Here is an 18,537-nt window from a genome sequence, read left to right on the forward strand (position 1 = left end):
GCAGCTAAACTCCTTGTTTGGTCAAAATTGCACTTCCTAGACAGGCTCTTTCAATGCACGCAATAGGCATAGACATCGGTGGCACGAAGATGGCCGGTGCCCTAGTTGATGACGCCGGCAACATCCTGAACGAGCTAAAGATTCCCAGCCCAATCGATGATTCGGACCAGATGATCGAAGCCATTGGCTCGCTGATTTCAAGGCTCGGTGACGGTCAGCAAGTAGTTGCTGTTGGGGTGGCCGCGGCAGGATTTATGAGCGCCGATCGCGAAATGATGTATCACTCGCCAAACATTGCCGCTTGGCGAAACGAACCCCTCAAAAAGCGCATCGAGACTAAGACCAAGCTTCCTGTTTTGTTGGAAAATGATGCCAATGCAGCCGGTTGGGCAGAATTTCGTTTTGGTGCAGGCTTAGGTTCAAAAAGCATGATCATGCTCACAATCGGTACCGGTGTTGGTGGGGCGATTATCTCGAACGGTGTTTTACTAAAAGGCGGTTTTGGCATCGGGGCTGAGCTTGGCCACGCGGTGTTAATTCCTGGAGGTAAAGATTGTGGCTGTGGCCAAAAAGGGTGCGTCGAGTCTTATTGTTCTGGTACAGCTCTTCTTAAAGCCGCACGTGAGCTCGCGGTATCGGGTGAGCCCAAGGCAGCAAGGCTGAAAGAATTGATGCTCGAAAAAGGTGAGCTTTCCGGTGAGCAGCTATATTTGGCAATTTCTGAAAACGATGCTGCTGCAAATGAGCTAATCTCCGAGCTTGGTAAAAACCTCGGCACCGCAATTGGCTCAATATATGTTCCCGTGCTGGATCCTGAGCTAGTTGTTATCGGCGGGGGAGTTAGCGCCGTAGGTGAGAAATTGCTGGCTCCAATACGCTCGGCTTATGAAAGTTCAATTCCAGCCAAGGGCTTTAGGCCCGAGCTGAAGATAGTCAAGGCAAAGTTTTTGAACCAGGCGGGCCTTATCGGAGCTGCTGACTTAGCCCGCCATAGCTTTAGCTAAGTTCCAACACTAAACTTGAGATTTAGCCCATGAGAGGGAGGCAGAATTGACGTATTTCATACTGAAGACATTCGTTCTAGGTCCTCTGCTGCGCTTTATCTTTAGGCCCTGGACCCGTGGAGTCGAGAATGTGCCGACCTCGGGGGCTGCGATTTTGGCAAGTAACCACCTTTCCTTCTCGGACTCAATTTTCTTGCCGCTACAGTGCCCGAGACCGGTGGTTTTTCTTGCCAAGAGTGAGTACTTCACCGGCAAAGGTATCAAGGGATTTTTTGTGAAACTATTTTTCAAATCCACAGGGCAGCTGCCAATTGATAGATCGGGCGGCAAGGCTTCGGAGGCGGCTTTGAACACCGGACTTGGTGTTTTGGAGCAGGGCCAACTTCTTGGTATTTACCCGGAGGGAACCAGATCGCCAGATGGCAGGCTGTACCGCGGAAGAACCGGTATTGCCCGTATGGCACTGGAGGCTAAAGTGCCTGTGATTCCAGTAGCCATGATTGATACCGAGAAGGTCCAACCCATTGGAACCAGGCTTCCTAGGGTTCGCCGGGTTGGAATCGTTTATGGAAAGCCGCTTGATTTTTCTAGGTTTGATGGGATGGAAGGTGACCGAATTGTATTGCGAGCGGTCGCCGATGAGATCATGTACGAGCTGATGAGAATCAGTGGTCAAGAATATGTAGATCAGTACGCTTCGACAGTTAAGGAAAAGCGAGCAGCGCTCGCCAATTAGAATAAATTATGGAGCCAAACATACAAGCTGACCCGAAGGTTCTAAGCGGGCTCGACAATTACAAGAATCTCGTTGCCGCTCAGCAACCGGTTTGGACTGATCAGGCTCAACTTGAACTTGCTCGCCAGGAGCTTTCCATACTTCCGCCGCTAGTTTTCGCTGGAGAAGTAGACACTCTTAGAAATCGGTTAGCTGCGGCCGCCGAAGGTAAAGCATTCTTACTTCAAGGCGGAGACTGCGCAGAGACCTTCGCAGACGCAACAGCAGATCGCATTCGTAACCGAGTGAAGACGATTTTGCAGATGGCAGTTGTGCTGATGTATGGAGCGTCGCTACCGGTTGTAAAAATGGGAAGAATGTCGGGGCAGTTTGCTAAGCCTCGTTCTTCTGATACCGAAACCCGTGGGGATGTAACGCTACCTGCCTACCGCGGTGATGCGGTAAATGGCTACGATTTCACACCGGAGTCAAGAGCAACCGATCCTTCTCGACTAGTGCGCGCGTATCACACGTCAGCTTCGACACTGAATCTAATTCGTGCCTTTACTACCGGTGGTTTTGCAGACCTTCGCTCGGTGCACGAGTGGAACAAGGGCTTTACCGACAACCCAGCAAACTCACGCTATGAGCAGCTTGCTGGTGAAATTGACCGAGCGATTAGATTCATGGCTGCCTGCGGTGCTGACTTTGATGCCCTAAAGAGCACCGAGTTCTACGTTTCCCACGAGGCTCTATTGTTTGACTACGAGCGTCCGCTGACCAGGATTGATTCTCGTACTGGAAATCCTTACGGCACCAGCGGACACTTTTTATGGGTAGGGGAGCGAACCAGACAACTTGATGGCGCTCACATCGATTTCATGGCAAGACTTAGAAACCCAATTGGTGTGAAGCTAGGCCCTGCCACCAAAGCAAAGGACGTTTTGGATCTAATTGAAAAACTTGATCCAGAGCGTGAGCCTGGAAGGCTTACCTTTATAACTCGCATGGGTGCATCGCAAATCAGAGACAAGCTACCTGAGCTTATTCAGGCAGTTACCTCAACTGACGCTAAGCCGTTGTGGGTTACCGACCCAATGCACGGTAATGGCATTACTACCAAAAATGGTTACAAGTCGCGTCACTTTGACGATGTGATGGATGAGGTTTCTGGCTTCTTCGATGTCCACAAGTTGCTTGGAACATTCCCGGGTGGCTTGCACATCGAGCTAACCGGAGACGATGTTGCTGAGTGCCTCGGAGGATCCGAAAAAATTGATGAGGCTACCTTAGAGCAGCACTACGAATCACTTTGTGACCCGAGACTAAATCACATGCAGTCGCTTGAGCTAGCTTTCTTGGTTTCGGAGAAACTAGCTAAGCGCTAACGCGTAAAAATAGTAACCTGGGCTCCCACTCGAACTCTCGAGGAAGCAGCTGGATTTTGCCTGGTGACTTTGACAACCCCGAACCTACTTCTTAGTTGATCAGTGTCGACCGTTACCGAGAAACCCATAGCCTTGAGGGCATTTTCTGCTGCTGCTACCGTCTCGCCAACAACGTTTGGCATAGTCACAAACTCGGGTCCCTTGGAAACGTTCATTGTCAGTGTGGAAGCCTCGGGAAGCGGGTCCGGCAAAGCATCCAAAGAAACTACCTGTCCTGCCGAAACATCATCGCTAAAGACCTGCACTGTGGTCACCGTTAGCCCTAAGGCCTCGAGTTGCTCGGTAGCCTGAACGGAGTCGGTGCCGGCAACTTCAGGCAGCGGGCCAAGTGAAACTTGCAAGTCCACAACGCTGCCTTCATCTAGCAATGTTCCAGTTGATTGCGAGAAGGCAAACACCTGGCCTGCCTCGGTAGCAGTAAAGAACGAACTCACAGCTCCAGGGGTAAGGCCGGTTGATATCAACAGCTGCTTTGCCTCTTCGAGGCCAAGTCCTAGCGGTTCTGGAACCAGGACTTGATTTGGACCAAGAGACACGAAGACAGTAATCTCCGATTGCTTAGCCACCCTGGTTCCGGCAACCGGCTCGGTTCTGGTAACTAAACCAACTGGCACCTGTGCGCTGTGCTCTTGCTGTTGGATCACCTTTAACCCAATTGGTTCGAGTGCGGAGATGGCTACCTCTACCGATCTGCCCTCAAGTTCTGGGATGATTGCCGCGCCACCCGGGCCTGTCGAGAACCACCAGCCTGACCCCGTGGAGGCAACAATCGCTAGCAGGGTGAGAATTACTGCCCAGCGCCCACTTCTTCGGTTAGCTTTAGCGAGCTTTACAAAACCATCTGATCGCTCGTAGGGCTTCTCGAGTTGTAATTCACCAATCACTTCGGTTGCACCGGCCGGGGCAATGAATTCTTCAGTGGTAGTTCTAGTTATGCCAAAATTCTCAAACGTGGTTGTCAGACCGCGCTTGATATCAGATTTTGCTCGGGTGATTACCGGTAGAAGCTCTTTGGCACTTGCGGGCCGATCATTTGGATTTCGAGCGGTAGCCCAAAGCACTATTTCATCCAGCAGCTCAGGAACTTCTGGGTTCACACTTGACGGCGCCGGTATGTTGCTATTGGCATGCTGGTAGGCAATCTGAACCGCTTGGTCACCGCCATAGGGCTGCTTGCCGGTGAGCATTTCAAAGGCCATTACTCCAAGTGAATATATGTCGCTTCTAGCATCAGCTTGACCTCGCAGCACGAGCTCGGGGGATAGGTAGGCAGCGGTTCCAACTACTGATCCCGTTTGAGTCTGCGAGGAGATTTCTCTAGCTAGACCAAAGTCTCCAAGCTTTACTGTTCCGTTGTCGGAGAGGAAAACGTTTTCTGGCTTGAGATCACGATGCAATATTCCAGCTGAGTGAGCTGCGGCTAGACCTGAAGTAAGCGGCTCTAGGATTTCCAGAGCTCGGTCAGGTGTTAGCGCAGCAAAGTCATTTAGGGCATCACGCAAGTTGATGCCAGGAACAAACTCCATCACCAAAAAAGTGATCTGATTATCGGTTCCCTGATCAAATACGTTTACCAGATTCGGGTGCGAAAGCGAAGCCGCCATCTTGGCTTCCCGACGAAACTTTTCGACGAAGGACCTGTCGGTTGCCAGGTGCGGGTGAATTATCTTTAGCGCGACCTCCCGCTCCAACACCTGGTCCCGGGCTTTGTAAACGCTGGCCATACCCCCAGATGCGATAAAGGCTTTAACCAAATAGCGGCCAGCAATCAGCTGACCGGATAGGTCAGCCATTTGGCCTGTCCGCCCTAATAGAGATGTATCTGCAGATCAGCGGTAGCGCAAATAATGCCAACTTGGTTGGCTTGGCTGCGCTTGTTTCTGGCTTCATAAGCCTTTCTATGTTCACACAGCCCGATTGGTTATTCCGTGAAGGGCTCGGGTGTGGCAATCTATTACTGTGAACAACAATCTAGATCCAGTTCAGAACTGGATGAGCGTGGATCAAGCGGCCGAAGCACTCAACGTTCCTAAGGGCCGAGTCAATCGTCTCCTTGAGGAATACAGCCTGGTCGCACTCAAAAGAGATGGCCAGCTAATGATCCCAGCAGATCTAATCGTCGCCGGAGAGCCGCTTGCCCCACTTCGCGGAACAATCATCATGTTGCTCGACTCTGGATACAGCATCGAGGAGTCAATAACTTGGCTTTTCACTCACTCCGACGTTTTAGGTCAGACCCCCCTGCAATCGCTGCTTGAGGGCAAGAAGGCGCCGGTTAGACGTCTTGCTCAAATGCTTGATATCTAAGCTTGGCGGTTTATTACCTTTTGAGCCATTGACTTCAGATGTGCTTTAGCCTGACCATCCATTTCAATTCTCTCTAAGGCCTCCATAGCCTGATCGGCTAGCTCGCTAATGGTTCGCTCCACTTTCTCGAGTGCTTTCGAACCGATGATTGTTTGTTGCAAAAACGCTACCTGCTCATCGGTGAGCTCTCTCGAGGAAAGCATTTCATCAAATAGTTTGCCAACCGATGCAGTTAGAGAAGCTCTGGTGTAACCAATAAGCACTGTGCGCTTACCTTCTCGTAGGTCATCACCGGCAGGTTTTCCGGTAATTGCCGAGTCTCCAAATACCCCAAGCACATCGTCGCGCAGCTGGAAAGCCATGCCCAGTGGAACACCAAACCCAGAGATTTGTCTTAGTTGATCAGGCGTGGCCCCTGCAAAGGCAGCACCAATAAGAAGTGGAGCTTCTATGGAGTACTTGGCGCTCTTATACAAAATCACGTTATTGGCTCTGCCAACAGCGTCTTCAACGGGCCTCGTGATGGCGGCGTTTTCTTCCACCACGTCGAGGTACTGACCCGCCATGACCTCAACTCGCATTCGGCTGAACTCATCTCGGCAAGCTGCAGAAACTTCGTTACTTGGAGCATTCAGTAGCGCACTACCAAAAATTTCGCTGCTCCAACCAAGCATCAGGTCACCCACCAGAACTGAGCCAGCAACACCAAATCTTTCGGGGGAGCCTGCCCACTGGGAGTTTTTGTGGAGCGTTTCAAATTTTTTGTGAACCGCGGGCTGCCCTCTGCGCAAATCGGACTGGTCCAGTAAGTCATCGTGAACTAGCGCTGCTCCCTGAAACATCTCGAGCGAAGCTGCAATTCCGACGATGGCCTCGGCTGATCTAGCACGCTGGTCACTTGATTGGATGGGTGCGGTTCCTAAGTGACCAACCCAAGACCAGTAGCAAAAAAGGGCCCGAAAACGCTTGCCGCCTTGTAATAGGGATTGGGCATAGGCAACAAGGGGGGTCAGGTCCTCGGAGATGGCACCAAAATCTCGAAGCTGACTGGCACAAAACTCGTCCAGGTGCTCCTGAACTAGTTTGAGTAGGCTTTCGGATTCATTCACAGCAATAGCCTAACTAGCTTGCTTGCGTTAGACTTTGCTCGAGAGCTATCGGATTGGGAGTTCCTTATGGGCTTGTCAGAGCGCGAACAGCAGCTACTAGATGAACTAGAGCGCGGCCTAATGGATAGCGACAAGGGCATTGCCGCCAAGGCCAAGCGGGTTGGGAACCCTGGAGCCAAGCTAATCGCCGGGGCCCTGGTGGCTGTTATTGGACTTGGGGTGCTCCTAACCGGGGTTCTGATTCAGTTCTCACTAATTGGCGTGGCCGGATTCCTAATCATGCTTGCCGGCTTGGTCGTTGCAACCTCAAATATCCAGCTTCCGAACATGAGTGCCGGTTTTGGCTCGTCCACCCCCAACTCCCCAAAGCCAGGTCGTAACTTCTTCGAAGATCGCTGGGATAAGAGGCAAGGGGACTAAAGCCCAGTAAAAAGCCCGATTTGACCCTCATTTTGAGGGTCTTTTTGCATTTAAGGTCAAACACGCCCAAAATGGATTTTTCTGCCATTTTTGACCACAAAGTGGGTCAAAGTGGTGTAGAGTGGAGGAAATCGCAAAAGCGGCTTATTTCAGGGGAAGGGGAGCTCGATGCTTTTAGGCACTCACGCCCCCAAGCTGGATGAGAAGGGCCGGGTCATTCTTCCCGCCAAGTTCCGCGATGACTTATCTTCTGGGTTGGTACTAACTCGTGGCCAGGACCGCTGTCTGTACGTTTTCTCCTCGAAAGAATTTGAGGCAATCAACGAAACCATTCGCCAAGCGCCGATCACCAGCAAGCAAGCTCGCGACTACCTAAGAATCTTTCTTTCCGGCGCATCCGATGAGATCCCAGACAAGCAGGGAAGAGTGACCATCCCGCCAGCACTTCGCACTTATGCGGCTCTTGGTAAAGAACTAGTGGTAATCGGTGTTGGCTCTCGTGCAGAGATCTGGGACGCTACCGCCTGGGCTGATTATCTAGCCAATAAAGAAAATGACTTCTCGGAAATCTCCGAGGAGGTGATTCCAGGCCTGTTTTGACCTTGACTGCCTGATTCGGGTTTGATTTTCTTCCCCGATATCAAAACCAATCAGGCGGCTAAGGGGCCTATCACCTCATGACACAAAAGAATCTCGAATCACTTCACGAGCCAGTGATGCTCGCTCGCACCTTGGAACTACTAGCGCCTGCGCTCGCTAGCGATTCTGCAGTTTTAGTTGATTGCACTCTTGGCCTCGGAGGACACTCTGAGGCTTTTTTGAATATGTTCCAAAAGCTCACCGTGATTGGCATCGACCGAGACCTTGTGGCGCTAGATCTTGCCCAAAAGCGTCTTGAGGTATTTGGATCACGCGTGAAGTATTTCCATGGAACCTACGAGCAAATCCCGCAAGCACTGGCTGAGTATGGATTTTCTGAAGCTTCGGCAATCCTTATGGATCTCGGGGTGAGCTCCATGCAAATTGACAGCCCAGATCGCGGCTTTGCTTACAGTTTTGATGCACCACTTGATATGAGGATGGATTCGTCTTCTGGCCAGACAGCGAGCGATCTGATTGCTACCGCTAGCGAACAAGAGCTGGCCCGGATTTTCAAAGAGTACGGTGAAGAGCGGTTTGCCAAGAAGATTGCAGCGCAGATTGTTCTCACCAGGCAAAAGACCTCGATTGTTGCAAGCAAGCAGCTGGCTGCCATCGTCAGTGACGTTGTTCCCTTTATCCCGGGTAAGTCATCTGGCCACCCGGCCAAGCGAATCTTCCAAGCGCTTCGAATTGCTGTGAATCAAGAGTTGGAGATTCTGGAAAGCGCGATTCCTGCAGCCATCAACTCGCTTGAAATCGGCGGCAGATTGCTCGTTCTGTCTTATCACTCGCTTGAAGATCGCATAGTGAAGCAGGCTATTGCTCGCGCCGCCACCTCTTCGGCTCCCGTTGACCTGCCTTTCGAGCTGCCCGAGCACGCTCCAGTTTTGAAATTAGTTATCAAGGGTGCCGAACAGGCCACTCTCCAAGAAATAGCCGCAAACCCACGCTCTGCTTCGGTGCGTTTGCGGGTAGCCGAAAAAATCAGGAAAGTAGCATGAACACTCTAAGAAGATCTCGCGTCAGTGCACCCGTTGTCATGATCCTGGTGACTGGTTTCGTCGCTGTTTCGATACTCCATCTGCTACTTACTATCCTCACTTCGCAGTCAGTGTATGAGCTAGCCGATCTAAAGAGAGAAAAGCGCGAGCTAGACACCACCTCTCAGATTCTTTCCGAAGAAGTTTCCTCGCTAGCTTCAAACCAGAACCTACTAAACACAGCTAGCCGTCTTGGTATGGTTCCTAACACCAACCCAGTTTTTCTTCGTTTGGCCGACCAAGCTGTCTTGGGGCAGCCACTGCCAGCACCAATCGCGAGTGCTCAATCCACGAATTTAGTGGCTAACTCGGCAATGATTATTGAGTCAACTCAAATGAACCAACTGACCGTCCCGGCTAGCACTGCAGAACCGGTTGCAATTCCGGTGGAGCCAGTTGTGTCAACAGGTCTGATACCAGCTTCACCAACAAGATAAGTTTTGAAAGGTTTCTCCACTAATGAATCGAGCGGGGCAAACCAGCATCACAAGAAGAATGAGACTGTTTCTTACAGTCTCAACAATTCTTGTTGTTGTTTTTGCTATTCGACTAATTGATTTTCAAATTGTCCGCGCAGAGGCCATCAGTGAGTACTCCTACGAAAACCGCGCCGTAACTAGAACAATCCCTGCAGTTAGGGGAGACATCATCGATGCCGACGGAACTGTGCTGGCAACAACCGTGTATCGCTATGACATCAATGCCGCCCCTTCGATGGTCGGACCGGTTGAGCGAGTAATTGATGGCGTTCCACAAGTTGTAAGCGTCGAGGCTGTGGCCGCCGATCTGGCAAGCATTCTGCAAGAAGACATTGCCATTTTGCTTCCAAAATTAACTGGCACTTCGAACTATGTGAATTTGAAAAAGCGCGTGGACGCCGAAACTCACCGCAAGATTGTTGAGCTTGGCGTTCCCTGGCTTTTCTCAGACGCTTACCAAAATCGTCTTTACCCAAACGGAGCAGTGGCTGGAAACCTACTTGGCTTTGTTGATACCGACGGCAAGGCACTGGCTGGTCTAGAGAGGCAGTTCAATGCCTGCCTAGCCGGCACGGACGGTCAAGAAAGTTTTGAAACCGGCGTCGACGGTATCCGAATTCCTGCGAGTGCGGTGGTAACCCAGGAGGTAATACCTGGAAGAGATCTTGTTTTGACAATTGACTCAGGGCTGCAATATCAAGCCCAACAAATTCTCGCCAGTGAAGTTCAGCGCCTAGAAGCCGACTGGGCCGCAGCTGTTGTAATTGAGGTCAAGACGGGAAGAATCGTACTAGCAGCGGAAGCGCCAAGTGTTGATCCAAACGACCCAGGAAAGTCTCCGCCGCAAGAGCGTGGAGCAAGAGTCTTTCAGTTTGCCTATGAGCCTGGCTCGACGATGAAGTCCCTCACTGCCGCAACCGCGATTGACCTTGGATTTGCAAACATGGGAACCCAGGTAAGCGCTCCAGACTCCATCGCCGTCTTCGACAGAATTATTAGTGACAGTTTTTCACACGAGACTTTGAACTTGACTCTGGCCGGGGTGCTTCGATATTCATCCAATGTCGGAACAATCATGATTGCGCGCGATGTCCCGGCAAGTAGCAGGCACGAATACATGTTGCGATTTGGTTTTGGTACGCCTACCGAGGTGGGGTTTGAGGGTGAAACCAGTGGAGTGCTAAATGACTATCAAGATTGGGACGGTGTAACTAACTTCACCACAACTTTTGGTCAGGGCCTTTCGGTGTCACCAGTTCAGATGACTTCCGCCTACCAGGCACTTGCCAACGGCGGTGTCAGATTGAATCCGATCCTTGTTGCAGGCTGCCAGGACGAAAACGGTGAGTTGACTTCTATACCTAAATCCACCGCTACCCAGGTGGTGTCTGCCCAAACTGCTCAAGATGTTGTTTTAATGCTTGAGAAGGTTGTAGAAGATGGTGCAATCGGCAGGGTGACATCAGTGCCTGGATATCGATCTGCTGGCAAGACTGGCACCGCGGAGATTCCTGAAGGCGCCGGCTATGGCGACTATTTTGCTACCTCGTTTTTTGGAATGGCTCCGGTTGAAGATCCGCAGTACGCCATGGGTGTGATCGTCTACAAACCAAGGGCTGTTTACACAAATTCCATGGCCGCAGCAGTCGGTTACCAGCAGATTCTGTCGCAAATTTTGCTTACTAATCGAGTGTCACCTTCCACAACCGTGTCTCCCGAAATACCGAGTAACTGGTAGGTATCGATGATTGAAATTAAACTCCAGAAACTAGCCTCCGTAATTGAAGGCAGATTGATAGGCGATGGGGAAGCATCTGTTGCGTCAACTGTGGAAACTGACTCCAGGTTGATTAGTTCCGGAAGCCTGTTTTTTGCCAAGCCTGGTGAAACAGCTGATGGTCACGATTTTGTCGCTGATGCAATAAAAAATGGTGCCATCGCAGCGGTTGTGGAGAGGCAGTTACCTGACCAGATAAATCAGATTGTTGTGAAAGACAGCGTAAAGGCGCTTGGTTTACTGGCAGCTTGGTTGGTTTCTGAGTTGAGATCACGCGGCAAGATTCAGGTTGTGGGAATAACTGGTTCCAATGGAAAGACAACTACCAAGAACATGCTTCGCGAAATTCTCAGCAAATTAGGTCCAACCATCGCTCCTATCGAGTCATTTAACAACCACGTCGGAGCACCGATATCAATTCTTAGGGCGGACGCTCAAACTAAGTTTCTGATTGTGGAGATGGGTGCCAAAGGCTTAGGCAGTATTGATTACCTAGCTAGAATCGCCAAACCCGACGTGGGTGTAATTCTTAAAGTTGGTTTAGCTCACGTTGGTGAATTCGGCGGGATTGAAAAAACCGCAACCATAAAAGGCGAGCTGGCAGGAGCCATGCAGCCATCAGGCAAGCTCGTTCTAAACTCCGATGATTCTCTGGTTCGCAAAATGAAAGAGATTTCAAAAGCACCAGTTTTTTGGTTTGGAACTGACGATGAAGCTAACTATCGAGCAGGGGATATAACTCTGACCGAGCTTGGGACGAGTTTTACAATGTGTTGGCCTGACGGTGACAAAGAGACCATCAAGCTTCAGATTATTGGTGACTTTCATGTAATGAACGCCCTGGCCGCCGCCGCTGCTTCAGAAATTCTTGGAGCAAGCAAGGAACAGATTCGGAATGGCCTGGAATCAATGGAATTGGCTGAGCGCTGGAGAATGCAAAGAGTTGTGCGCTCTGATGGCGTCACGATTATTAATGATGCCTATAACGCCAGCCCGGACTCGATAAAGGCGGCGTTACAGACGCTAGCTCAACTTGGTCGACTCGGATCAAGAACTGTTGCTGTCTTGGGTCACATGGCTGAGCTTGGTGAACTCTCTGTGTCGGAGCATGATGCGATAGGCCGACTTGTTGTTCGACTAAACATTAGTCAGCTTGTGGTGGTGGGCGATCAGGCGAAGCTGATCCACATGGCTGCCAGTCAAGAAGGGTCTTGGGACGGAGAATCCCAGTTTTTCAGCACAATTGACGAGGCTTTGGAGTACCTGCGTGGGATACTCTCTCAAGGCGACACTGTCTTGGTTAAATCCTCCAAGTCAGCGAACTTGAGGTTTTTGGGCGACAGATTAATGGAGGCAGCTGAGTGAGAGCGCTACTGACCGCTGGGGCTGTTTCGATGGCCTTCACTTTGTTTTTGACACCTGCTTTCATCTGGCTATTCCGTAAATGGAATTGGGGTCAGTTCATCCGAAACGATGGACCTAAGAGCCATCACACCAAGCGAGGAACCCCGACCATGGGTGGGATAGTTATCATCCTTGCCTCACTCATTGGGTATTTCTTTGGAAAGTTCATAAACGGGGAGACGCCTTCAGTTTCAGCACTTTTGGTGATCCTGGTAATGGTTGGCCTTGGCATTGTTGGGTTCATTGACGATTTCATAAAAACTCACAAGCAGCGCTCACTTGGTCTGGGTGGTTGGGCCAAGATTTTCGGCCAGGCGCTAGTTGCTTTAGTGTTTGCGTATTTTGCTTTCGGGAGCCCCAACGAGGAAGGAATAACCCCAGCATCAACCCAAATCTCTGCGATTAGAGACTCTGGTTTTGATTTGATGATGTTCGGCACAATAGTGGGCTCAATCTTGGTGGTGCTCTGGGTTTTCTTACTTATTTCAGCAACTTCAAATGGAGTGAACATCGCCGATGGTCTCGATGGGCTTGCCATTGGGGCAAGCATTATGGCAATCGGTGCATATGCAGTTATCGGTTTCTGGCAGTTCAACCAGTCTTGTGGGCGGGTTATTGAGAACATTGCGTCTTGTTACGAAGTTAGAGACCCGCTTGATCTTGCAGTTATTGCCGCAGCAATAGCTGGAGCAGGTATTGGTTTCTTGTGGTGGAACACCACCCCAGCTCAGATCATCATGGGAGACACTGGCTCAATGAGCCTTGGAGGAGCACTCGCCGCACTTGCAATTCTTTCTAGAACTGAATTACTGCTCGTACTGATCGGTGGTTTGTTTGTAGTTGTTACTGGATCGGTTATTTTGCAAAGGGCTTACTTCAAAATCACAAAAGGTAAACGTATCTTTTTGATGAGTCCGTTGCATCATCATTTTGAACTAAAGGGCTGGGCAGAAATTACCGTAGTTGTTAGGTTCTGGATTATCGCCGGTCTATCTGTTCTAACCGGTATCGGCGTTTTCTACCTCGAGTGGATCTATGGCTAACAGAGCGGACTCACTGGGGCATCTTTCCAGCTGGCACTCCGATTGGTCTAAAACTTCAGTCGCAGTTGTCGGCCTTGCCAAGACGGGGTTCTCGGTAGCGGACACGCTTAATGAACTCGGCGCCAGATTACTAGTCATTGCGGAATCTTGCTCCGCAGAAATTCTGGACATCGTTGATGTCTTAGGAATCAACCACGTGATTGGCACTGTGGCCGAGCAGCAAAAGGCACTTGATGAATTTGCACCTGATCTCATTGTTGTCTCACCGGGAGTTGCGCCTACTAACAGTCTTGTTTCATCGGCGTTCGCTAAGGATATTCCCGTTTGGGGTGACGTCGATTTGGCTTGGCGGCTTCGAGACCGCTTTGGTAGCGAGCAAGAGTGGATTTGCGTGACCGGAACCAATGGTAAAACCACCGTGGTGGAAATGACTGAAGCAATGCTGTTAGCTGCTGGCGTGAAAGCTGTAGCCTGCGGCAACATTGGCAAACCAATTCTTGACTGCATTAGAGATCCTGCAGAGTTTGAGGTGTTGGTTGTCGAAATGTCTTCTTTCCAGCTGCACTACCTGAACTACATCGAACCCTATAGCGCGGCTTGCCTAAACATTGCCGAGGATCACTTGGATTGGCATGGCAGCTTCGAGGCTTATCGCCTCAGCAAAGAGCGTATTTATGAGGGAACTAAAGTTGCTTGCATTTATAACCTCGAAGATCAGGCAACCGAGCAAATGGTGCAAGCCGCGACAGTCAGTGAGGGTGCCAGAGCGATCGGTTTTGGACTTGGAACACCAAAACCAAGCAACGTTGGCTACGTGGATGAATTCTTGGTTGACCGTGCTTTTCTGGATCAGAGAGCCGATAGTGCGCTAGAAATAGCTAGTTTTGAAGATTTTCATGGGCTTGGGGTATTGACGCCGCATTTACTTAGCAACATTGCGGCAGCGACGGCACTGGCGAGATCTTTTGGTGTTCCGCCAGCTGCGTGCCGCGAAGCCCTTAGAAATTTTCGAGTTTCTTCCCATCGGATCGAGTTGGTGCTGGAACATGCAGGTGTTCGCTACATCAATGACTCGAAAGCAACAAATGCACACGCTGCATCAGCATCGCTTTCGTCATTTGAGAGCGTGGTTTGGATTCTTGGCGGTCAACTCAAGGGAGTCGACATATCAGAACTAGTTGCGAAATTTACTAAGCGCCTACGGGCTGCAGTGGTAATTGGCATCAAGCGCAACCAGATACTTGAAAGCTTCCAGGCTTTGGCCCCAGAAGTACCAGTATTTGAAGTCTCAGACGGCGACGATGTTATGGATCGGGCGGTCGAGTTTGCTTTCCAATCGGCTCAGTCCGGTGACGTTGTGCTGCTTGCACCCGCGGCTGCTTCTATGGACCAGTTCGCAAGTTACCAGGACAGAGGCACGAGATTCGCTGAGGCAGTTTCTAGGGTGGTCGGTGGTCGAAGTGGCTAATGCAGGTATCAAAAGAAAAACTAAGACAGTGACTAGAAACACAAGAAAGGTGTCAAGAGTAAAAGGTGAAAGACGCCGAAAAATAGGCGAATGGCTGAAAGATAACTTGCAGGCCGAGTCGATCCACTTCTACCGGTTAGCAGGACTTACCGGATTCTTGGTTGTCTACGGCCTGGTTATGGTTCTGTCGTCATCTTCTATTGATTCGCTAGTAGCCAACCGAGATGCTTTTTACGTTTTTTCTAGGCAGTCCCTGTACGCAGTAGTGGGACTTGGCGCAATGCTTTTTATTGCGAGTCTGAAGCTCAAAATAATCAATAATCTCGTCAAAGCCGCTGTTCTTTTTGGTTTTGCCCTGCAGCTTTCGGTTCCATTTATTGGTATTACCGTTAACGGAAACACGAACTGGATTTCTATCGCTGGGTTTACTCTTCAACCGGCAGAGTTTTTGAAGGTTGCGCTGATCATGTATATCGCGTGGTTTGTTAGCAATAGAGAGAATGAACTTGATGATTCAAGACGAGTGCTTGTGCCGGTTTTGATTGTTGGAGCTGCGGCTTTGGCTCTTGTGATGTTAGGTAGGGACCTTGGAACTGCAATCATTATTGCGCTGATCGTGTTTGTAACCTTAGCCATTATTGGTGCTCCGCTTAGGCCACTGTCTCAGATTTTTATTGCAGTAGCGGCTGCGGGAGTACTAGCCGCGGTGTCGAGCGCATCTCGTATGGCTAGAATCACAGCGTGGCTAAATCCAGGTTCTGCTTCCTCGGAAGCTTTTAACTGGCAGTACGAGCACGGCACCTGGGCGCTAGCTGCCGGTGGGATTTTTGGGGTTGGCTTGGGTAATTCCAGAATGAAATGGTCTTGGATTCCTGAAGTTGAAAACGACTTCATCTTTGCCGTAATTGGCGAAGAGCACGGTTTTCTAGGAGCACTACTTGTTATCGGAATGTTTGCTCTCCTGATTTCTTCGCTGGTTAGCATTATGAATCGATCAGAGTCCACTTTTGGCCGGGTGCTGATTGTTGGGGTTATCGTATGGATCGTTTCTCAAGCGGCGGTTAACATCGCGGTTGTTCTTGGTGTTCTTCCTGTTTTAGGAGTTCCGTTGCCGCTTATATCGGCGGGCGGCTCGTCTTTGATTGCGACTCTTGGTGCCATCGGTTTGGTACTCGCAGTTGAAAAAGATAATCACCGAAACGGCAGAAGGCCTGTAGGAAGATGACAAATTTTCTTTTGACCGGTGGAGGTACGGCAGGGCACGTTAATCCATTGCTTACCGTGGCGACTGCTTTGGTGGCTAAGGACTCCATGAACCAGGTTTTTGTTCTTGGAACCAGCGCCGGGCTTGAGACGAGGTTAGTTCCTGAGGCAGGGTTTCCGCTGCTACTAGTTGACAAGCTACCTTTTCCAAGGAAGATCAGCTTTTATGCAATTGCATTCCCTTTTCGCTTTCTTCGATCCGTGGGCACGGTGCGCAAATATCTTAGGCAGCATCAGATCAACGCCGTTGTTGGGTTTGGCGGTTACGTCAGTGCCCCGGCTTATCTAGCGGCCAAGCAACTTAAGATTCCACTTATTCTGCATGAGGGAAATGCTCTTCCTGGATTTGCTAATCGTTTTGGTAATCGGTTCGCAGCCGCTGCGGGTAAAGCCTTTAGGTCTGCCCAGCTGAGCAATTCTGAATTTGTTGGAATGCCGATTCGCCCTGCGATAACGGCATTGGCTACAAACAAGGATGTCGCTTCGGCAAGAAAGTTTTTTGGGCTAAAACCCGATACCACTACCTTGCTAGTAACCGGGGGCTCGCTGGGTGCTAGAAGCATTAACGAAACCATTGACCGATCAAGAGCTCTAATGTCTGCCGCGGGTATTCAAGTGCTACACATAATTGGCGGCTCCAGTGATCTTGCTGAGGTATCTGAACCTGAATACAGAAGAGTTCGGTACGTTGACCGAATGGAGCTGGCTATTGCAGCTAGCGATTTTGCGGTCTCGCGCGCTGGCGCAGCGACCGTGTCAGAGTTTTGCGCGGTCGGCCTACCCGCGCTTTACATTCCCTACGCCGTTGGAAACGGTGAGCAGAGCTTTAACTTGCAGGATGTGTTGGCGGCAGGTGGTGCGATCACTGCTACGGACCGGGAATTTGATGAACAGTATGTGCGCTCTTATTTGATTCCGGTTATCTCAGACTCAAAACGGATAGCGCAAATGTCAGAAGCGGCCAAGCAGGCTGGTGTGCTAGATGGCACTGAGCGATTCATCGCCTTGATTGAAGAGGTAGTGTCAAGACGATGATAAAACCTGATTTTTCAGTACCCGTCCCAACCGATCTTGGACATGTTCATTTCATTGGTATTGGCGGCTCGGGCATGAGTGGAATAGCCCGAATCCTTATTGGTATGGGTCACAAGGTCACGGGTAGTGACGTTAGAACTAGTCCTAACATTGTTGCGCTAGAAGCTCTTGGCGCCAAGATTGCAATCGGTCACGATGAAGCGAATTTAGGCGAAGCCGACACTGTCGTCGTCACGAGTGCCCTATGGCCTACTAATCCAGAATATTTACTTGCCAAGAAACGTAACCTACCGGTTATTCATCGTTCGCAGGCCTTGGCCCATTTGGCTTCAAAGAAACGACTGGTATCTGTGGCTGGAGCACACGGGAAGACCACCTCGACTGGGATGATAATCACAGCCTTGCTTGGTCTCGAGCAGGATCCAAGCTTTGTCAACGGGGGAGTAATTAGCTCGCTAGGTGCTAGCTCTCAAAACGGCGATGGTGAGCTGTTTGTAATCGAGGCAGACGAATCGGATGGTTCATTTCTTCACTACGACACATCTGTTGCACTAATCACCAATGTTGATCCGGACCACCTGGATCACTACGGCAGCATCGAGGCTTTTCATCAGGTATTTGCTGATTTTGCTAACAAGGCAAAAGAATTGGTTGTTATCAACTCCGATGATGAGGGTGCAAAAGCTGTTACCAAACTCATCAGCAAGCACATACTCAGCTTCGGTGAAGGTGAGTTGGCTGATGTAAGAGTAAGCGACATCGCCGAGAAGTCTCGGGTAAGTTTTAGCCTTGGCTACAAAAAACAAAAGCTGTCAGCGACTCTTACAATTGCCGGTAGACACAACGCAATTAACGCGGCCGGTGCGGTTGCCACTTTGATTGGCTTAGGTTTTGACTTCGAGGAATCAATTAGGGAAGTCGAAAAGTTTGGTGGAACCGAGCGGCGATTCGAACTCCACGGAGACAGGCGTGGAGTAAAGGTCTACGATGATTTTGCGCATCATCCGACTGAGGTGGCTGCTGCACTTAATGGAGCTAGGGCGGTAGTTGGCGAAGGGAAGATTATTACTGTCTTTCAGCCGCACCTTTACTCCAGAACCAGATTGTTTGCGAAGGAGTTTGCAGACGCGTTGGAAGGAAGCGATGAAGTCGTGCTTTTGGACATCTACGCAGCCCGCGAAGATCCAGAACCGGGAGTCACCGGTGAACTAATCTTGAACGCCTCGTCAAACAAGGACAAGATTCATTACGTCAAGAACTGGTCAGACGCTTCTACCGTAGCCGCGAGCTTGGCAGGAACGGGAGATTTCATCGTGACGATGGGCTGCGGTGATGTTTACAAAATGGTTCCTGAAATCCTCGAAGCTCTAGAGGGGTAGCTAG

At 50.3% G+C, this 18,537-nt stretch carries 17 protein-coding genes; 15 read left to right on the top strand and 2 right to left on the bottom strand.

Going from position 1 to position 18,537, the window contains the following annotated elements; all coding sequences use genetic code 11:
- The first annotated feature begins 53 nt into the window (after positions 1 to 53).
- Genes AC9UFE_RS00070 through AC9UFE_RS00080 form a run of 3 tightly spaced genes read left to right on the top strand, consistent with a single transcriptional unit; the run spans position 54 to position 3,107 of the window.
- Positions 54 to 1,004: an ROK family protein gene (locus AC9UFE_RS00070; RefSeq protein ID WP_509544378.1), complete on the top strand. Its 951-nt coding sequence runs from the start codon at positions 54 to 56 to the stop codon at positions 1,002 to 1,004.
- Between the two features lie 46 nt (positions 1,005 to 1,050).
- On the top strand, positions 1,051 to 1,740 hold the full coding sequence (locus AC9UFE_RS00075; RefSeq protein WP_509544381.1) for a lysophospholipid acyltransferase family protein: 690 nt from the start codon (positions 1,051 to 1,053) through the stop codon (positions 1,738 to 1,740).
- 8 nt (positions 1,741 to 1,748) lie between these two features.
- Positions 1,749 to 3,107, top strand: a complete 1,359-nt coding sequence (locus AC9UFE_RS00080) for a class II 3-deoxy-7-phosphoheptulonate synthase (RefSeq protein ID WP_509544384.1) — start codon at positions 1,749 to 1,751, stop codon at positions 3,105 to 3,107.
- Here the strand turns inward: AC9UFE_RS00080 and pknB are convergent.
- Positions 3,104 to 4,960 carry a Stk1 family PASTA domain-containing Ser/Thr kinase gene (pknB, locus tag AC9UFE_RS00085; RefSeq protein ID WP_509544387.1) on the bottom strand — a complete coding sequence of 619 codons (1,857 nt, stop codon included), beginning with the start codon at positions 4,958 to 4,960 and terminating at the stop codon, positions 3,104 to 3,106. The genes AC9UFE_RS00080 and pknB overlap by 4 nt on opposite strands.
- Before the next feature lie 166 nt (positions 4,961 to 5,126).
- On the opposite strand from pknB, the gene AC9UFE_RS00090 reads away from it, so the two are divergent.
- Positions 5,127 to 5,474 carry an Rv2175c family DNA-binding protein gene (locus AC9UFE_RS00090; RefSeq protein ID WP_509544390.1) on the top strand — a complete coding sequence of 116 codons (348 nt, stop codon included), beginning with the start codon at positions 5,127 to 5,129 and terminating at the stop codon, positions 5,472 to 5,474.
- Here the strand turns inward: AC9UFE_RS00090 and AC9UFE_RS00095 are convergent.
- Entirely contained in the window at positions 5,471 to 6,583 is a 1,113-nt protein-coding gene (locus tag AC9UFE_RS00095) for a polyprenyl synthetase family protein (protein WP_509544393.1), read from the bottom strand. The genes AC9UFE_RS00090 and AC9UFE_RS00095 overlap by 4 nt on opposite strands.
- Before the next feature lie 18 nt (positions 6,584 to 6,601).
- Between AC9UFE_RS00095 and AC9UFE_RS00100 the strand changes: the two genes are divergently transcribed.
- The 11 genes from AC9UFE_RS00100 (at position 6,602) to murC (ending at position 18,533) form a co-directional block, all read left to right on the top strand.
- Positions 6,602 to 7,003, top strand: a complete 402-nt coding sequence (locus tag AC9UFE_RS00100) for a DUF3040 domain-containing protein (protein ID WP_509544396.1) — start codon at positions 6,602 to 6,604, stop codon at positions 7,001 to 7,003.
- 168 nt (positions 7,004 to 7,171) lie between these two features.
- Complete coding sequence (mraZ, locus tag AC9UFE_RS00105) at positions 7,172 to 7,603, top strand: division/cell wall cluster transcriptional repressor MraZ (RefSeq protein WP_509544399.1); 432 nt, start codon at positions 7,172 to 7,174, stop codon at positions 7,601 to 7,603.
- A gap of 77 nt (positions 7,604 to 7,680) precedes the next feature.
- Positions 7,681 to 8,646 carry a 16S rRNA (cytosine(1402)-N(4))-methyltransferase RsmH gene (gene rsmH, locus AC9UFE_RS00110; protein ID WP_509544402.1) on the top strand — a complete coding sequence of 322 codons (966 nt, stop codon included), beginning with the start codon at positions 7,681 to 7,683 and terminating at the stop codon, positions 8,644 to 8,646.
- Entirely contained in the window at positions 8,643 to 9,122 is a 480-nt protein-coding gene (ftsL, locus tag AC9UFE_RS00115) for a cell division protein FtsL (protein ID WP_509544404.1), read from the top strand. Before rsmH ends, ftsL begins: the two co-directional genes overlap by 4 nt.
- Positions 9,123 to 9,180: 58 nt before the next feature.
- Entirely contained in the window at positions 9,181 to 10,902 is a 1,722-nt protein-coding gene (locus AC9UFE_RS00120; RefSeq protein ID WP_509544407.1) for a peptidoglycan D,D-transpeptidase FtsI family protein, read from the top strand.
- Positions 10,903 to 10,908: 6 nt separating this feature from the next.
- Positions 10,909 to 12,306 (top strand): UDP-N-acetylmuramoyl-tripeptide--D-alanyl-D-alanine ligase, encoded by a 1,398-nt coding sequence (locus AC9UFE_RS00125; protein WP_509544409.1) that lies wholly within the window; start codon positions 10,909 to 10,911, stop codon positions 12,304 to 12,306.
- Positions 12,303 to 13,388 carry a phospho-N-acetylmuramoyl-pentapeptide-transferase gene (gene mraY, locus AC9UFE_RS00130; protein ID WP_509544412.1) on the top strand — a complete coding sequence of 362 codons (1,086 nt, stop codon included), beginning with the start codon at positions 12,303 to 12,305 and terminating at the stop codon, positions 13,386 to 13,388. The genes AC9UFE_RS00125 and mraY overlap by 4 nt, the downstream gene beginning before the upstream one ends.
- The gene (gene murD / locus AC9UFE_RS00135) at positions 13,381 to 14,856 is read left to right on the top strand and encodes a UDP-N-acetylmuramoyl-L-alanine--D-glutamate ligase (RefSeq protein ID WP_509544415.1); all 1,476 of its coding nucleotides are present in this window, start codon (positions 13,381 to 13,383) and stop codon (positions 14,854 to 14,856) included. Before mraY ends, murD begins: the two co-directional genes overlap by 8 nt.
- Positions 14,840 to 16,081: a putative lipid II flippase FtsW gene (gene ftsW, locus AC9UFE_RS00140; RefSeq protein ID WP_509544418.1), complete on the top strand. Its 1,242-nt coding sequence runs from the start codon at positions 14,840 to 14,842 to the stop codon at positions 16,079 to 16,081. Before murD ends, ftsW begins: the two co-directional genes overlap by 17 nt.
- Positions 16,078 to 17,154, top strand: coding sequence for a UDP-N-acetylglucosamine--N-acetylmuramyl-(pentapeptide) pyrophosphoryl-undecaprenol N-acetylglucosamine transferase (locus tag AC9UFE_RS00145; RefSeq protein WP_509544421.1), 1,077 nt, complete (start codon positions 16,078 to 16,080; stop codon positions 17,152 to 17,154). The genes ftsW and AC9UFE_RS00145 overlap by 4 nt, the downstream gene beginning before the upstream one ends.
- The gene (murC, locus tag AC9UFE_RS00150) at positions 17,151 to 18,533 is read left to right on the top strand and encodes a UDP-N-acetylmuramate--L-alanine ligase (protein WP_509544424.1); all 1,383 of its coding nucleotides are present in this window, start codon (positions 17,151 to 17,153) and stop codon (positions 18,531 to 18,533) included. The genes AC9UFE_RS00145 and murC overlap by 4 nt, the downstream gene beginning before the upstream one ends.
- Positions 18,534 to 18,537: the final 4 nt, after the last annotated feature.

It is taken from the genome of Rhodoluna sp. (assembly GCF_044239955.1).
In the GTDB taxonomy this organism is placed as follows: domain Bacteria; phylum Actinomycetota; class Actinomycetes; order Actinomycetales; family Microbacteriaceae; genus Rhodoluna.